Origin of the sequence: Citrobacter sp. wls710 (assembly GCF_005281115.1) — a bacterium.
GTDB classification, from domain to species: domain Bacteria; phylum Pseudomonadota; class Gammaproteobacteria; order Enterobacterales; family Enterobacteriaceae; genus Citrobacter; species Citrobacter werkmanii.
In genome coordinates, this window is the sequence record NZ_SZXD01000034.1 from 73525 (window position 1) to 88455 (window position 14931).

Genomic DNA, 14931 nt, shown 5'->3' on the forward strand with positions numbered 1-14931 from the left:
CCATATCCTACACAATTTTTTAACAAAAACTGAGACAAGTACGACTTTTTACATGTGCAGGTTACTTCCCTCAGGGTTTCTTGGTTTAATAGCCAGAGAAAATTCCACATTCAAACAGGGCTTGAGAATGCAAAAACTCATCAACTCAGTGCAGAACTACGCCTGGGGAAGTAAAACTGCGTTAACGGAACTTTATGGGATTGCCAACCCAACTCAGCAACCGATGGCTGAACTTTGGATGGGAGCGCACCCAAAAAGCAGTTCGCAGGTTCAGAGCGCTGATGGTCAGACGGTTGCTTTACGCGACGTTATTGAAAGCGATAAATCCGCGCTATTAGGCGATGCCGTTGCCGAACGCTTTGGTGAACTGCCCTTCCTGTTTAAAGTGCTCTGTGCTGCGCAACCCCTTTCGATTCAGGTTCATCCTAACAAGCACAATTCTGAAATCGGGTTTGCCAAAGAAAACGCCGCCGGGATCCCGATGGATGCCGCCGAGCGCAACTACAAAGATCCTAACCACAAACCAGAACTGGTTTTTGCTTTAACGCCTTTCCTGGCGATGAACGCATTTCGTGAGTTCTCCGATATTGTTGCGTTATTACAACCCGTTTCCGCTGCGCATCCGGCTATTGCGCATTTCCTGCAGGAACCGAGCGCAGAGCGTCTGAGCTATCTATTTGCCAGCTTGCTGAATATGCAGGATGAGGAGAAATCCCACGCGCTGGCGATCCTGAAATCGGCGCTGAACAGTCAGCAGGGTGAACCCTGGCAAACCATCCGCCTGATCGCCGACTTCTACCCTAACGACAGCGGACTCTTTTCCCCACTGCTGCTCAACGTGGTTAAACTCAATCCCGGCGAGGCCATGTTCTTGTTTGCCGAGACCCCGCACGCCTACCTGCAAGGTGTGGCGCTGGAGGTGATGGCGAATTCGGACAACGTGCTACGCGCCGGGCTAACGCCAAAATACATTGATATCCCGGAGCTGGTCGCCAACGTTAAGTTTGTCGCTAAGCCTGCAAACCAATTGCTGACCACACCGGTTAAAACAGATGATGAACTGGACTTCCCTATTCCGGTCGACGATTTCGCCTTCTCCCTACATGAGTTAACGGCCACTGGTGCAGAGATCGGCCAGCAAAGCGCCGCAATTCTGTTCTGTATTGAGGGTGAAGCCGTGTTGAGCAAAGGTGAGCAGCGTCTGCTCCTGCAGCCGGGTGAGTCGGCCTTTATTAGTGCGAATGAATCGCCGGTAAACGTCAGCGGCAAGGGCCGTTTAGCTCGGGTTTATAACAAGCTGTAGCAAGATACTGATATTTTTAACAACTCTTGCTAAGCTGTAGTGAGTTAAAGACAAGTCACTCCTCCAGGCGTCTTCAAACGCCTGGTTTTATTTTATGGATATCAAAATGAAAAAATCGCTGGTAGCTGCGGGTGTAGTGGTTGCACTGGGTATCGTCTGGACGGGCGGTGCCTGGTACACAGGTAAAAAACTCGAAACGCATCTCGCCGAGATGGTGACACAGGCAAACAATCAGTTGAAACGCTACTCCCCTGAGGCGGGCATTGAACTGAGTTATCAAAACTATCAGCGCGGCGTGTTCAATAGCCAACTGCAACTGGTGGTTAAACCCATCACCGGACAACAAGATTCCTGGCTGAAGCCAGGGCAAAGCATTGTCCTTAATGAAACGGTTGATCACGGTCCTTTCCCGCTCGCACAGCTGAAATCGCTGAATCTGGTTCCCGCTATGGCCTCGGTGAAAACAACGTTGGTGAATAACGACGTCACCAAACCACTGTTCGATATTGCCAAAGGCGAAACGCCATTCGTCATTAACTCCCGTATCGGTTACAGCGGCGATACCCGTTCCGATCTCTCCCTCAAACCGCTGAACTACGAGAATGGCGATGAAAAAGTGGCCTTCAGCGGCGGGGAATTCCAGTTTACGGCTGACAAAGACGGTAATGCAGTTTCGCTAACTGGCGATGCGCAAAGTGGTCTGGTTAATGCGGTCAATGAGTACAACCAGAAAGTACAAATTACCTTCAATAACCTGAAAACTGAGGGTTCCAGCAGTATCGCCAGCTTTGGTGAGCGTATTGGCGACCAGAAGTTGTCACTCGAAAAACTGTCGATTGCAGTCGAGGGTAAAGAGTTGGCGGTTCTGGAAGGCATGGGTATCGATGGTAAATCCGATCTGATCAACGAGGGTAAAACCGTCAACAGCCAACTGGATTACACCCTGAACAGCCTTAAACTGCAGGGCCAGGATATGGGTAGCGGCAAACTGACGCTGAAAGTGGGCCAGATTGATGGTGAAGCCCTGCACCAGTTCAGTCAGCAGTATAGCGCCCAAACCAAGGCGTTGATGTCACAAATCGATGTGGTGCAAAACCCTGAGCTATATCAGCAGAAAGTCACCGAAGCCTTCTTTAATGCCCTGCCGATTCTGATGAAAGGCGAACCGGTTATCACTATTGCGCCGTTGAGCTGGAAAAATGCGAAAGGTGAAACCGCCTTTAATTTGTCGCTACTACTGAAAGATCCGACCGCAAACACCGTAGAGCCGCAAACGCTGGCCCAGGAAGTAGATCGCTCCGTCAAATCACTGGATGCTAAGCTGACGATCCCTGTCGATATGGCGACTGAATTCATGACACAGATTGCCAAACTGGAAGGATATCAGCAGGAAGAAGCGGCGGGTCTGGCGAAGCAGCAGGTTAATGGCCTCGCGGCGATGGGTCAGATGTTCCGTATTACGACGTTGCAGGACAACGTTATCGGTTCCAGCCTGCAATATGCGAACGGTCAGGTAACACTTAACGGACAGAAAATGTCGCTGGATGAGTTTGTTGGCATGTTCGGTATGCCTGCCTTTACTGAGCCGGACGCTCCTGCTGCCCCGCAACAGTAAATATCCGTTACGACAGGCCCGATAACCTTGCTTATCGGGCTTTTTTTATTTCGCGACGACCAGTCGGGCGGCAAGCGTCAGATTGCGCGAATGGCTTTCATCGTGGCCAATGCGTTGTAGCATGCGTTCCGCAAGGGTGTATCCCATTTCACGGGCAGGCGTGCAAGCCCAAATGATGGGAATGTCATCCAGCGCGCTTTCCGCCACATCAGCAAATCCGGCCAATGATATTTGCTGTTCAAAGTAGCGATCCACGCCTGTTTCACCGCTCTGTCGCCCTGCTCTCATCAGGCCAAACCAGGCGCCTACGGCAATGGTTTCGTTGTAGCACACCACCGCACTGATTGTGGGATTCCGGCGTAACAGCGCCGTCACCTCTTCCGCGGCCTGCTTTTGGCTGGATGAACACTCCAGCACCCAGTCGCTATGAAACGGCAAACCATACTTTAACAATGTCGCGCAATAGCCGCCGACGCGCTCTGCCCGGGTTAATGAAGAGCTTTGCCCGCCCAGCCAGGCAATGCGCTGGTGCCCATGGCGTATCAGTTGTTCAACCAGGAGTTGCGCGGCCTGCATGTTATCAGGTCTGACGGTGTCAACGTCATCCATATAGCTGGCGCGTGACGCAAACACCACCGGGATCCCTTTCTCAGCGGCGAGTTGTTGTAGCGCGTCACTGCTGCCTGCGGCCCCGGCGATCACCACGCCATCAACCCCTTGATTAAGTAACAGTGTGAAGCGCTGCGTCAGCTGTTCGCCGTCTTTGCCGCCATGCAGTAAGAAGACCATGCGCCCCTGGGCTTCTAATGCTTCCGTCAGCCCCGCCGTCAGCTCGGCGTAAAACGGCGTAGAAAGATCGCGCACAATCAAACCCACGACTCCGCTCTGCCCACCACGCAGGGCTGATGCTTGCCGATTACGCACAAACCCCAGTTGCTCAATGGCAGCATTTACCCGCTCACCGGTTGCTGATGAAATACGTCCTTTGCCACTGAGTACCAATGAGACGGTACTGACCGAAACACCCGCAGCCAGCGCAACATCATGGATCGTTATTTTTTTGGCTATAGCCATAAAAACAGAAAACTCCCTGATAACGTGACCGATAAAACGTTTTATCAATCACTTATATTTATACCCTCTATTATCGTTCGATAATGTGATTTATACCGCACTAAAATTAGGTAAAACGTTTTATCTTCTCGCCATCATTAGCCAGCCTGATTTTACAAGGAGTCGTTTAATGACGACGAGAACCACACCAAAAATAACGTTATGGGAATTTTTCCAGCAGTTGGGCAAAACCTTTATGTTGCCCGTGGCTCTGCTCTCATTTTGCGGGATCATGTTAGGGATCGGCAGTTCGTTAAGCAGCCACGATGTCTTAACGTTAATCCCGGTGTTAGGAAATCCGGTGCTACAGGCCATCTTTACCTGGATGAGCAAAGTTGGCTCATTTGCGTTTAGCTTCCTACCGGTGATGTTTTGTATTGCCATTCCTCTTGGCCTGGCGCGCGAGAATAAAGGCGTGGCGGCGTTTGCCGGTTTTGTTGGTTACGCGGTAATGAACCTTGCCGTCAACTTCTGGTTAACCGCCAAAGGCATCTTACCCACCACTGATGCGGCGATCCTGAAAGCCAACAACGTGCAAAATATTCTGGGGATCCAGTCGATCGACACCGGGATCCTCGGCGCCGTCATCGCCGGGATCATCGTCTGGATGCTGCATGAACGCTTCCATAACATTCGTCTGCCGGATGCCCTGGCCTTCTTCGGCGGCACTCGCTTCGTTCCCATCATCTCCTCGGTGGTGATGGGCCTGGTCGGTCTGGTTATTCCCCTGATTTGGCCGGTTTTCGCCATGGGCATTACCGGACTCGGTCACATCATCAACAGTGCAGGTGAATTTGGTCCTATGCTGTTTGGTACCGGCGAACGTCTGTTGTTGCCTTTTGGTCTGCATCATATTCTGGTGGCATTGATCCGCTTTACCGAAGCGGGCGGCACGCAGGAAGTCTGTGGTCATAGCGTGAGCGGTGCATTGACTATTTTCCAGGCTCAATTGAGCTGTCCGACAACGCAAGGTTTCTCTGAAAGCGCAACCCGCTTCCTGTCACAGGGTAAAATGCCGGCGTTCCTCGGCGGGTTACCGGGTGCAGCGTTAGCAATGTACCACTGCGCACGTCCAGAGAATCGTCATAAAATTAAAGGGTTATTAATTTCCGGTCTGATTGCCTGTGTAATTGGTGGTACGACCGAACCTCTCGAGTTCTTGTTCCTGTTCGTGGCCCCGGTTCTGTATGTGATCCATGCTTTGCTTACCGGTCTCGGCTTCACCGTGATGGCGGTGCTTGGCGTTACCATCGGTAACACTGACGGTAACCTGATCGACTTCGTGGTATTCGGCATCCTGCATGGATTATCTACCAAGTGGTATCTGGTCCCTGTCGTCGCAGCTATCTGGTTTGCGGTGTATTACGTTATCTTCCGCTTCGCCATCACGCGCTTCAATCTGAAGACACCGGGTCGCGAAGTCGAAATGGCCAGCACTATCGAAAAGGTGATGGCTGGATCGCCAGGTAAATCGGGTTATAACGTGCCAGCTATTCTGGCGGCGTTGGGCGGCGCGGAAAACATTGTTAGCCTGGATAACTGCATTACTCGTCTGCGCTTGTCAGTGAAAGATATGTCGCTTGTTAACGTACAAGCTCTGAAGGACAATCGTGCCATTGGCGTAGTACAACTCAATCAGCATAACCTTCAGGTTGTTATTGGTCCGCAGGTCCAGTCAGTGAAAGACGAAATCGCGGTTCTGATGAACACCGTACAGGCTTAAGGACAACAATATGTTTGATTTTTCTAAGGTTGTGGACCGACACGGCACCTGGTGTACCCAGTGGGATTATGTTGCCGACCGTTTTGGCTCAGCGGATCTTCTGCCGTTCACCATCTCTGACATGGATTTTGCAACTGCCCCCTGCATTCTTGAGGCACTTACCCAGCGCCTGTCCCATGGCGTGTTGGGTTACAGCCGTTGGAAAAATGATGAATTTTTGGCGGCTATTCAGCACTGGTTTCTTACGCGTCACAATACAAAAATCGATCCTCAGTCGCTGGTATATGGTCCCTCGGTCATCTATATGGTGTCAGAGATGATTCGCCAGTGGTCTTCCGCGGGTGATGCGGTGGTTATTCACACCCCGGCTTACGACGCGTTTTACAAAGCTATTGAGGGTAATCAGCGCGTGGTGCGCGCTGTCGAACTTGAAAAACGTACTGACGGTTGGTACTGCGACATGACCGCACTGGAGAATGCCCTGTCTCGCCCAGAGAGCAAAATTCTTCTGCTCTGTAGCCCACAAAATCCGACGGGCAAAGTGTGGACGCGTGATGAGCTGGAAACCATGGCGGAACTGTGTCAGCGCCATGGTGTAAAAGTCATTTCCGATGAGATCCATATGGATATGGTATGGGGTGATCACCCGCATATCCCCTGGAGTAACGTCGCGCGTGACAGCTGGGCGCTGCTCACTTCCGGCTCAAAAAGTTTTAATATTCCGGCACTGACCGGGGCTTACGCGATTATTGAAGACACTCAAAGCCGTAACGATTATCTCAGCGCATTAAAAGGTCGCGATGGTCTTTCCTCACCTGCGGTGCTGGCGCTGACAGCTCATATTGCCGCCTATCAACAGGGCGCAAGCTGGCTTGATGCGCTGCGGGATTATCTTGCCAGCAATCTGCATTACGTCGCCCGCGAGCTTAATGCCGCATTCCCCGAACTGAGCTGGCAGGTTCCACAGTCTACCTATCTGGCGTGGATTGACCTGCGTCCGCTTAACATTGATGATCACACATTACAGGAAGCGCTTATCCACCAGCAGAAAGTTGCCATCATGCCAGGATACACCTACGGCGAAGAAGGACGCGGTTTTGTGCGCCTGAATGCCGGATGTCCGCGCTCAAAACTTGAAAAAGGCGTTCAGGGGTTAATTAACGCCATCCGTACAATACGTTAAACAGGTTTGCGCAATGAAAACCTCATTGCGCGCCTTCTCTACCTGACGCTTTACCACCCTGTTCATCCAGCATCGTCGAAAAGCCCGCGTTATCCCTTGCACCGGGGAATGAAGTTGAGCGTAGACAAAAATGAATATCATGACATTTAATAATGCTATTTTATGTCTGAGCGGAACGCTTCGGTTTTATAATTTATTTATAATTTAAGAAAATTTACAAGAATAACCCTGATTGAGCACTCATATTTTTATTCCCTCTAACTCTCAGACGGTTACGATTATTTATTAATCAAACATCATTCATAATAAGCGAAGCGGTATTTTCCGCAATCCATTGAAAATTATCAATACGGACTGATTCGCCTATCAGCATTAAATTTGACTTAATACAAATAGCCGCTAACTTTAAGCCTTGAACAACGACGGATACGAAATTATTTTTTTGTATCTGACTGACATAACCGATATATGAGGTGATATATGGCAGAGCATCGTGGTGGTTCCGGTAACTTCGCAGAAGACCGAGAAAAAGCATCAGAAGCGGGCCGTAAAGGCGGTCAACATAGCGGTGGTAACTTCAAAAACGATCCACAACGCGCATCTGAAGCAGGTAAAAAAGGTGGGCAAAGCAGCCACGGCGGTGGCCGTAAGTCTGACAACTCCTGATAGTTAGCGTTATTTTCATCTTTTAATTAAAAGAGTGTCCTGCGGGTCTGTATGGGGCTCGCAGTTATTTTTAACCTCTAAAGGATATTAATATGCATATGAAAAGCATTGAAGACGTATTTATTCACCTACTTTCAGATACCTATAGCGCTGAAAAACAGTTAACGCGCGGACTGGCTAAACTCGCCAGAGCCGCCTCAAGCGAAAAACTCAGCAAAGCGTTTAATGCCCACCTGGAAGAAACCCAGGGGCAAATTGAACGTATTGACCAAATCGTTGAGCAAGAACCGGGAATTAAGATTAAACGCATGAAATGTGTGGCGATGGAAGGCTTAATTGAAGAGGCTAATGAGGTTATAGAAAGCACCGAGAAAAATGAAGTACGCGATGCAGCATTAATCGCAGCCGCACAGAAAGTGGAACATTATGAAATTGCCAGCTACGGCACACTGGCAACCCTGGCAGAACAACTGGGGTATAAAAAAGCCGTAAAACTCCTCGCAGAAACGCTTGAAGAAGAGAAACAAACCGATCTGAAATTAACCGATCTGGCGGTTGGTAACATTAATAAAGACGCTGAAAAACGATAACCATACTGACTCGAGGAAATTACGATGAATCACTTAGAACATTACCATGACTGGCTACGCGATGCGCACGCGATGGAAAAGCAAGCGGAGTCAATGCTGGAATCGATGGCGAGTCGTATCGATAATTATCCTGATTTGCGTGCCAGAATTGAGCAACATATTAATGAAACAAAAAGGCAAATTACCCTGCTGGAAGAGATCCTCGATCGAAACGATATTTCGCATTCTGTATTAAAAGACTCCATGAGTAAAATGGCCGCTTTTGGCCAGTCGATTGGCGGCATGTTTCCTTCTGACGAAATTGTAAAAGGCGCAATCAGCGGCTATGTATTCGAGCAATTTGAAATAGCCTGCTACACATCGCTTTTGGCCGCTGCCAAAAAGGTCGGTGATACCGCCTCTATCCCCGCTATCGAAACGATTCTCGCAGAAGAACGTGAGATGGCCGACTGGCTGATTAAACATATTCCGCAAACGACAGAACAATTTCTCTTACGCTCTGACGCTGACGGTGTTGTAGCCAAAAAATAATCTCATTACGCTCTGCTTCAGGCAGAGCTTCCTCGGATGGGGTCTGTACCGTGCCTGAATTTGACGCTTTTTATTTAGCCCGTTTTCAGTTCGCCTTCACTGTCTCTTTCCATATTCTTTTTCCCGCGATTACGATTGGACTGGCCAGCTATCTGGTGGTGCTGGAGGGGATGTGGCTGCGCACGCGAAACAATCTCTGGCGCTCGCTCTATAATTTCTGGCTGCAAATCTTCGCCGTCAATTTTGGGATGGGTGTCGTATCCGGCCTGGTGATGGCTTATCAGTTTGGTACCAACTGGAGCGGCTTTTCGCAATTTGCCGGCAGTATTACCGGACCACTGCTGCTTTATGAAGTCCTGACCGCCTTTTTCCTCGAAGCGGGCTTCCTTGGCGTAATGCTTTTCGGCTGGAACAAAGTATCTCCAGCGCTGCATTTCTTCACCACCTGTATGGTGGCGCTGGGCACGTTGCTATCTACCTTCTGGATCCTGGCTTCCAATAGTTGGATGCAAACACCTCAAGGTTTTAGCCTCGAAAATGGGCATGTCATTCCCCAGGATTGGCTGGCTATCGTATTTAATCCTTCCTTTCCGTATCGCTTATTGCATATGTCGATTGCTGCTTTTCTGAGTAGCGCGATGTTCGTTGGCGCATCTGCCGCCTGGCATTTACTGCGGGGTAACGATACTCCTGCCATTCGTAAAATGTTTTCGATGGCGCTGTGGATGGCTCTGATTGTCGCCCCTATTCAGGCGGTTGTTGGAGATATGCATGGCCTCAATACCCTTGAGCATCAGCCTGCAAAAATAGCGGCCATTGAGGGGCACTGGGAGAACCCCCCCGGAGAGGCAACGCCATTGACGCTGTTTGGCATGCCTGACATGGAGGAAGAGCGCACCAAATACGCTCTGGCGATCCCTGCGCTGGGCAGTCTGATTCTGACCCATAGTCTGGACAAGCAGGTTCCTGCACTGAAGGATTTTCCCAAGGAAGATCGCCCCAACTCCGCGATTGTATTTTGGTCGTTTCGCATCATGGTTGGCATGGGCGTGTTGATGATCGCCCTGGGTATCTGCAGTGTCTGGTTACGTTGGCGCAAGCGCCTGTACCATTCCCGTCCATTCCAATGGTTTGCACTTTTGATGGGGCCGGCCGGACTATTGGCCTTATTGGCCGGTTGGGTGACCACGGAGGTTGGCCGCCAGCCCTGGGTCGTATACGGCTTTTTGCGCACCCGTGATGCCGTTTCGTTGCACAGTACAACGCAAATGGTCATCAGTTTGCTGGTATTTATCGTCGTTTACAGCACCGTCTTTGGCGTGGGTTACCACTACATATTCAGACTGATTAAAAAAGGTCCTCAGCCGGTCAGTGAACTGACCTCACAAACCGATGGCACCCCTGCGCGTCCGCTTTCCGCCGCAGAACCGGTAACGGATGAAGAGGAGAAAATCTGATGGACATCGATATCACCGTAATCTGGTTTATTATCATTGTCTTTGCCACGCTGATGTACATCGTAATGGATGGTTTCGATTTGGGCATTGGTATGTTGTTTAGCATTGTACATGCCCCCGGCGAACGAGATGTGATGGTGAACAGTGTGGCCCCCGTCTGGGACGGGAATGAAACCTGGCTGGTGCTCGGTGGGGCCGGTGTCTTTGGCGCCTTCCCTCTGGCTTATGCTGTGATTGCTGACGCACTGGCAATTCCACTCACGATGATGCTAATTGGGTTGATTTTTCGCGGTGTGGCGTTTGAGTTTCGCTTTAAAGCCACGCCGTCGCATCGGCTATTTTGGGATTACGCATTTGCCGGTGGATCGTTGCTGGCGACCGTGAGTCAGGGGATCGTTGTTGGCGCCGTGATTAACGGTTTCGATATAGCAGACCGTCGCTTTGCCGGGTCGGCATTGGATTGGTTGACCCCATTTAATGTATTTTGCGGCCTCGGACTGGTTGCCGCTTATCTGTTACTCGGCAGCACCTGGCTGATAATGAAAAGCGATGGCGCGCTTCAGGAACGGATGCGTAAATTAACGCGCCATGTTCTGCTCGCTCTGCTGGCGGTTATTGCCGTGGTCAGCATCTGGACACCCCTTAACTGGCAATACATTGCAGAACGCTGGTTCACGCTACCTAATTTCTACTGGTTTGTGCCGGTCCCCATTCTGGTGACGATACTCAGCCTGTGGATTTGGCGTCTGTGCAGCGACAACACCAGCCATGCACGACCTTTTATCCTGACGCTGGGATTGATCTTTCTGGGATTTAGCGGCTTAGGTATCAGCCTGTGGCCCTATATTATTCCGCCGCATGTTACCTTGTGGGATGCAGCGGCTCCCCCTGCAAGCCAGATGTTTATGCTGGTTGGCACGCTTATTATTATTCCGGTCATTCTGATGTATACAGCATGGAGCTACTATGTCTTTCGCGGCAAAGTATCTGACGGAGAAGGCTACCATTGACCAGGATAGCGCGCCGATCGCCTGACTCATTGAAAACCTGAAATATATGTCCACAATGTTCCACTTTTACAAAGTGTTGGCGCACTTTATTCAAAGTTTTTAGAGAATTATGATTCTGTTGTATAATGCCCTGCACTTTACCTAAAAATACGAGTGCGACCATGATTGATACTTCTCTCCCCTTAACCGACGTCCATCGCCACCTTGATGGTAACATCCGTGCCCAAACGATCCTCGATCTGGGTCGCCAGTTTAATTTAACCCTCCCGGCACAGACGCTGGAAACGTTGATTCCTCATGTGCAAGTGACGTCAACCGAGCCTGATTTGGTCAGCTTTTTATCCAAACTGGACTGGGGCGTAAAGGTTCTGGCCTCGCTGGACGCCTGCCGCCGCGTCGCGTTTGAAAATATTGAAGATGCCGCACGCAACGGCCTGCACTATGTTGAACTACGTTTTTCCCCAGGCTATATGGCAATGGCCCACCAACTCCCTGTAGCAGGCGTGGTTGAAGCCGTAATTGCAGGCGTGCGCGAAGGCTGCAAAGCCTTTGGCGTTGAAGCGCGTTTAATTGGCATTATGAGTCGTACCTTCGGCGAAGCCGCCTGCCTGCAGGAACTTGATGCGCTGTTAGCACACCGTGATCATATTACTGCGCTGGATTTGGCCGGTGACGAACTGGGCTTCCCGGGTAGTTTGTTCCTGTCACACTTCAACCAGGCACGCGATGCAGGCTGGCATATCACCGTCCATGCCGGCGAAGCCGCGGGACCAGAAAGTATCTGGCAGGCCATTAAAGAATTGGGCGCTGAACGCATTGGTCATGGTGTTAAAGCGGTCGAAGATCGTGCGTTGATGGATTACCTCGCCGAGCATCGTATCGGCATTGAATCTTGCCTGACATCGAACATTCAGACCAGCACCGTCGCTGCGCTGGCGACCCATCCGCTGAAAACATTCCTTGAACATGGCGTTGTGGCCAGTCTGAATACGGACGACCCGGCAGTTCAGGGTGTCGATATTATTCACGAGTACACTATTGCCGCGCCTGCCGCAGGTTTAACTCGCGAACAGATCCGCCAGGCACAAATCAATGGTCTGGAAATGGCATTCCTGAGTAACGAAGAGAAACGTACGCTGCGCGAGAAAGTCGCCGCAGCGTAACGCTTATCCGGCCTACGTGGCGTTGCATTGTGGGCCGGATAAGATGCCAGGGCATCGCCATCCGGCATGTGTCTTATCAGGCAAGGCATAGCGTAGAGCGGTGTTTCGCGGACTCAATACCAAGCTCAATCAGCTCCATAATCTGGATAGCTTGTCTCGCCGGGACCGGGTTTTCACCGTTACCGTTCAGCGCATCACGGATGCCTGCATAGTACGCCGGGTAATTGCCCGGCACGGTCAGCCAGGTCTCTTCAACCCGCTCATCGCCTTCAACTCGCGTCAATACACCATCGCGCATGTCGTAACCCCAGTCTTCCTGAGGCAGACGCTCACCATTTTTCAGACGTTCTTCCTGTGGATCAAGACCATACTTGACGTAGCTCCCACGTGAGCCGTGCACGATATAGCGGGCCGATTCTGCGGCCGCCAGCATGGTTCCATGTAAAATCACACGACGCTGCGGATACGTCAGAATGGCATGGAAGTAATCTGTCGATTGCGCCCCCGGACGCAGTTGCGCCAGATCCACAGTCATACTGACCGGCAAACCAAACAGATTAATCGCCTGATCCAAAAGATGTGGCGCTAAATCATACCAAATACCGCTTCCCGGACCGCCTTGTTCACGCCAACGGTCACGAACCTGTGGGCGGAAACGATCGAAGTGGGATTCAAAATAGGCAACTTCGCCCAAAACACCATCCGCCAATAACGCTTTCAAGGTCAGAAAATCACTGTCCCAGCGCCGGTTATGGAAAACAGAGAGTACGCGTCCCAGACTACGCGCAAGTGCATCCAGCTCACGAGCTTGTGACAGTGTCACGGTGAAAGGTTTATCAACAACCACATGTTTACCCGCTTCCAGTGCAGCCTTCGCTAACGGGAAGTGCGTGTCATTTGGCGTAGGGATCACAATCAGGTCAATATTAGGATCGTTAAAAAGGTGCTTCGGTTCAGCAACAACCGTCACTGTAGGCCAGTCGGCCTTCACTTTTGCTTCATCACTACTGGACACCACAGCCAGTTCCAGGCCCGGTGTGCCCACAATCAGGGGGGCATGGAAGGTTTTACTGGCGTAACCATAGCCGATTAGCCCAACGCGGATGTTGTCACTCATGTTATTGCCTCTCAATTCAGACTGACCTATTTCACACCATACATTGCAACGTCTCAATAGTTTAATAACCTTTGCGCTACAAAGGTTGTTTATTAACTTAAGTCAAACATATGCTTTTTAAGCTGAATTTGCCGCGAAAAAGTGGCTGAAATCGTTCCCAATCTTCTTGCTGTATTATGGAGAGATTAGTAACATTTGCAGCCTGTGTTTATGGATAAATCAAAGCAAATGTCATCAGTAATGAATCGTCTTATTGAGTTAGCAGGTTGGATTGTTCTTGCGGTCTCCGTGATCCTGCTGGGTATTGCCAATCATATTGACAATTACCAGCCACCGGAACCAATTGCAGCAGTGCAGAAAAAATAAGCGTCATCGGCCTTTTTCGCCCAGCAATTCACCTTCACGCATTGCTGGGTCCGGCTGTAAAAGATCCAATTCTGTCAAAAAAAGCGAATTATGCCGCATCCCGCTCCCGCGCGTATTGCCTGCGATCGCGAAGCGCGCTAACCTTGCCGCAGGCGTACATAGCGCCTGCTTTTTCACAGGTATGCATACTCTTCTTACATTTGCGCGCAAACCCGCTTTTACCTGTGCACATTGTTTATTTCTTAATATTTACTACTCCGTTGGTATTATTTTATATATGGATCGCTCTTTATGACTGTTCAGGATTACTTATTAAAATTCCGTAAAATTAGTTCACTCGAAAGTCTGGAAAAACTATTCGATCATCTTAACTACACGCTCACCGATGATAACGACATTATCAATATGTACCGTGCAGCAGACCACCGTCGTGCGGAGCTCATCTCCGGCGGTCGTCTGTTTGACGTCGGTCAGGTACCTAAATCAGTCTGGCATTACGTGCAATAAAGAAGAAAGTAGCGCTCAACGTTAAAAGCTTTATAATAATTGCCCCAAAATGAATGGCATGTTTGATCGCGCGCGTAAACCTGGAGAAGAGATGACTACCACACCGGCACAACGTATCGGAGGCTGGCTACTTGGGCCATTGGCCTGGCTGTTAGTTGCGTTGTTGAGTGCTTCGCTGGCGTTGTTACTTTACGTCACTGCGCTAGCCACACCGCAAACCTTCCAAACGCTTGGTGAGCAAAGTACGACCAATTTGTTGTTATGGGGCGTCTCTTTTATTACGGCTATCGCCATGTGGTATTACACGTTATGGCTGACGATTGCGTTTTTCAAACGCAGATCCTGCGTGCCGAAGCACTATATTTTATGGCTGCTGATCTCCGTGTTGCTGGCGATTAAAGCGTTTGCTTTTTCACCCGTCCCGGACGCCTTTGCCGTGCGCCAACTGCTGTTCCCTTTGTTAGCAGCAGCACTGCTGGTGCCCTATTTCAAGCGCTCACAGCGCGTTAAGTCGACGTTTGTGAAACCGTAATAACCCTACAGTTAACCTGTTGTCGCCTGTTGTAGATTGTCAGATAATAGGCGGC

General features: G+C 50.3%; 15 protein-coding genes. 13 read left to right on the plus strand and 2 right to left on the minus strand.

Translation table 11 applies throughout. The features are described from left to right. Positions 1–127 precede the first annotated feature (127 nt). Entirely contained in the window at positions 128–1303 is a 1176-nt protein-coding gene (gene manA, locus FDX14_RS15635) for a mannose-6-phosphate isomerase (protein ID WP_137349804.1), read from the plus strand. A gap of 106 nt (positions 1304–1409) precedes the next feature. Next, a complete protein-coding gene (locus tag FDX14_RS15640; protein WP_137349805.1) occupies positions 1410–2918 on the plus strand; it encodes a YdgA family protein in 1509 nt (502 codons plus the stop codon). Positions 2919–2963: 45 nt separating this feature from the next. On the opposite strand, the gene FDX14_RS15645 is transcribed toward FDX14_RS15640, so the two are convergent. Continuing rightward, complete coding sequence (locus tag FDX14_RS15645) at positions 2964–3992, minus strand: Mal regulon transcriptional regulator MalI (protein WP_038640443.1); 1029 nt, start codon at positions 3990–3992, stop codon at positions 2964–2966. Between the two features lie 169 nt (positions 3993–4161). On the opposite strand from FDX14_RS15645, the gene malX reads away from it, so the two are divergent. The 8 genes from malX to add all read left to right on the plus strand — a co-directional run bounded on the left by malX (position 4162) and on the right by add (position 12354). Then, positions 4162–5754 carry a maltose/glucose-specific PTS transporter subunit IIBC gene (gene malX / locus FDX14_RS15650; protein WP_042308591.1) on the plus strand — a complete coding sequence of 531 codons (1593 nt, stop codon included), beginning with the start codon at positions 4162–4164 and terminating at the stop codon, positions 5752–5754. A gap of 10 nt (positions 5755–5764) precedes the next feature. Continuing rightward, entirely contained in the window at positions 5765–6937 is a 1173-nt protein-coding gene (locus tag FDX14_RS15655) for a MalY/PatB family protein (RefSeq protein ID WP_137349806.1), read from the plus strand. A gap of 480 nt (positions 6938–7417) precedes the next feature. Continuing rightward, positions 7418–7603, plus strand: coding sequence for a con-10 family general stress protein (locus FDX14_RS15660; RefSeq protein WP_006684659.1), 186 nt, complete (start codon positions 7418–7420; stop codon positions 7601–7603). A gap of 92 nt (positions 7604–7695) precedes the next feature. After that, the gene (locus FDX14_RS15665; protein WP_038640435.1) at positions 7696–8193 is read left to right on the plus strand and encodes a YciE/YciF ferroxidase family protein; all 498 of its coding nucleotides are present in this window, start codon (positions 7696–7698) and stop codon (positions 8191–8193) included. A 24-nt stretch (positions 8194–8217) separates the two neighbouring features. Beyond that, positions 8218–8724, plus strand: a complete 507-nt coding sequence (locus FDX14_RS15670; protein WP_137349807.1) for a ferritin-like domain-containing protein — start codon at positions 8218–8220, stop codon at positions 8722–8724. Between the two features lie 50 nt (positions 8725–8774). Beyond that, positions 8775–10181, plus strand: a complete 1407-nt coding sequence (locus tag FDX14_RS15675; protein ID WP_137349808.1) for a cytochrome ubiquinol oxidase subunit I — start codon at positions 8775–8777, stop codon at positions 10179–10181. Further along, positions 10181–11191 (plus strand): cytochrome d ubiquinol oxidase subunit II, encoded by a 1011-nt coding sequence (gene cydB / locus FDX14_RS15680; RefSeq protein ID WP_137349809.1) that lies wholly within the window; start codon positions 10181–10183, stop codon positions 11189–11191. Before FDX14_RS15675 ends, cydB begins: the two co-directional genes overlap by 1 nt. Before the next feature lie 161 nt (positions 11192–11352). Beyond that, complete coding sequence (add, locus tag FDX14_RS15685; RefSeq protein WP_042308602.1) at positions 11353–12354, plus strand: adenosine deaminase; 1002 nt, start codon at positions 11353–11355, stop codon at positions 12352–12354. Between the two features lie 76 nt (positions 12355–12430). On the opposite strand, the gene FDX14_RS15690 is transcribed toward add, so the two are convergent. Further along, positions 12431–13471: an oxidoreductase gene (locus tag FDX14_RS15690; RefSeq protein WP_042308603.1), complete on the minus strand. Its 1041-nt coding sequence runs from the start codon at positions 13469–13471 to the stop codon at positions 12431–12433. Between the two features lie 240 nt (positions 13472–13711). Here FDX14_RS15690 and blr point away from each other — a divergent pair, with 240 nt between their 5' ends. The 3 genes from blr to FDX14_RS15705 all read left to right on the plus strand — a co-directional run bounded on the left by blr (position 13712) and on the right by FDX14_RS15705 (position 14876). Continuing rightward, the gene (gene blr, locus FDX14_RS15695; protein ID WP_038643149.1) at positions 13712–13837 is read left to right on the plus strand and encodes a division septum protein Blr; all 126 of its coding nucleotides are present in this window, start codon (positions 13712–13714) and stop codon (positions 13835–13837) included. A gap of 291 nt (positions 13838–14128) precedes the next feature. After that, entirely contained in the window at positions 14129–14344 is a 216-nt protein-coding gene (gene ydgT / locus FDX14_RS15700; RefSeq protein WP_008784684.1) for a transcription modulator YdgT, read from the plus strand. 91 nt (positions 14345–14435) lie between these two features. Then, positions 14436–14876, plus strand: a complete 441-nt coding sequence (locus FDX14_RS15705; RefSeq protein ID WP_061381397.1) for a DUF2569 domain-containing protein — start codon at positions 14436–14438, stop codon at positions 14874–14876. The last annotated feature ends 55 nt before the right edge of the window (positions 14877–14931 follow it).

Bases quoted from the DNA above. Each gene is read 5' to 3' on its own strand.
- FDX14_RS15705 (WP_061381397.1), top strand. From the start codon at position 14,436: ATGACTACCACACCGGCACAACGTATCGGAGGCTGGCTACTTGGGCCA.
- blr (WP_038643149.1), top strand. From the start codon at position 13,712: ATGAATCGTCTTATTGAGTTAGCAGGTTGGATTGTTCTTGCGGTCTCC.
- FDX14_RS15690 (WP_042308603.1), bottom strand. From the start codon at position 13,471: ATGAGTGACAACATCCGCGTTGGGCTAATCGGCTATGGTTACGCCAGT.
- cydB (WP_137349809.1), top strand. From the start codon at position 10,181: ATGGACATCGATATCACCGTAATCTGGTTTATTATCATTGTCTTTGCC.
- manA (WP_137349804.1), top strand. From the start codon at position 128: ATGCAAAAACTCATCAACTCAGTGCAGAACTACGCCTGGGGAAGTAAA.
- ydgT (WP_008784684.1), top strand. From the start codon at position 14,129: ATGACTGTTCAGGATTACTTATTAAAATTCCGTAAAATTAGTTCACTC.
- FDX14_RS15645 (WP_038640443.1), bottom strand. From the start codon at position 3,992: ATGGCTATAGCCAAAAAAATAACGATCCATGATGTTGCGCTGGCTGCG.
- FDX14_RS15660 (WP_006684659.1), top strand. From the start codon at position 7,418: ATGGCAGAGCATCGTGGTGGTTCCGGTAACTTCGCAGAAGACCGAGAA.
- malX (WP_042308591.1), top strand. From the start codon at position 4,162: ATGACGACGAGAACCACACCAAAAATAACGTTATGGGAATTTTTCCAG.
- FDX14_RS15670 (WP_137349807.1), top strand. From the start codon at position 8,218: ATGAATCACTTAGAACATTACCATGACTGGCTACGCGATGCGCACGCG.
- FDX14_RS15665 (WP_038640435.1), top strand. From the start codon at position 7,696: ATGCATATGAAAAGCATTGAAGACGTATTTATTCACCTACTTTCAGAT.
- add (WP_042308602.1), top strand. From the start codon at position 11,353: ATGATTGATACTTCTCTCCCCTTAACCGACGTCCATCGCCACCTTGAT.
- FDX14_RS15655 (WP_137349806.1), top strand. From the start codon at position 5,765: ATGTTTGATTTTTCTAAGGTTGTGGACCGACACGGCACCTGGTGTACC.
- FDX14_RS15640 (WP_137349805.1), top strand. From the start codon at position 1,410: ATGAAAAAATCGCTGGTAGCTGCGGGTGTAGTGGTTGCACTGGGTATC.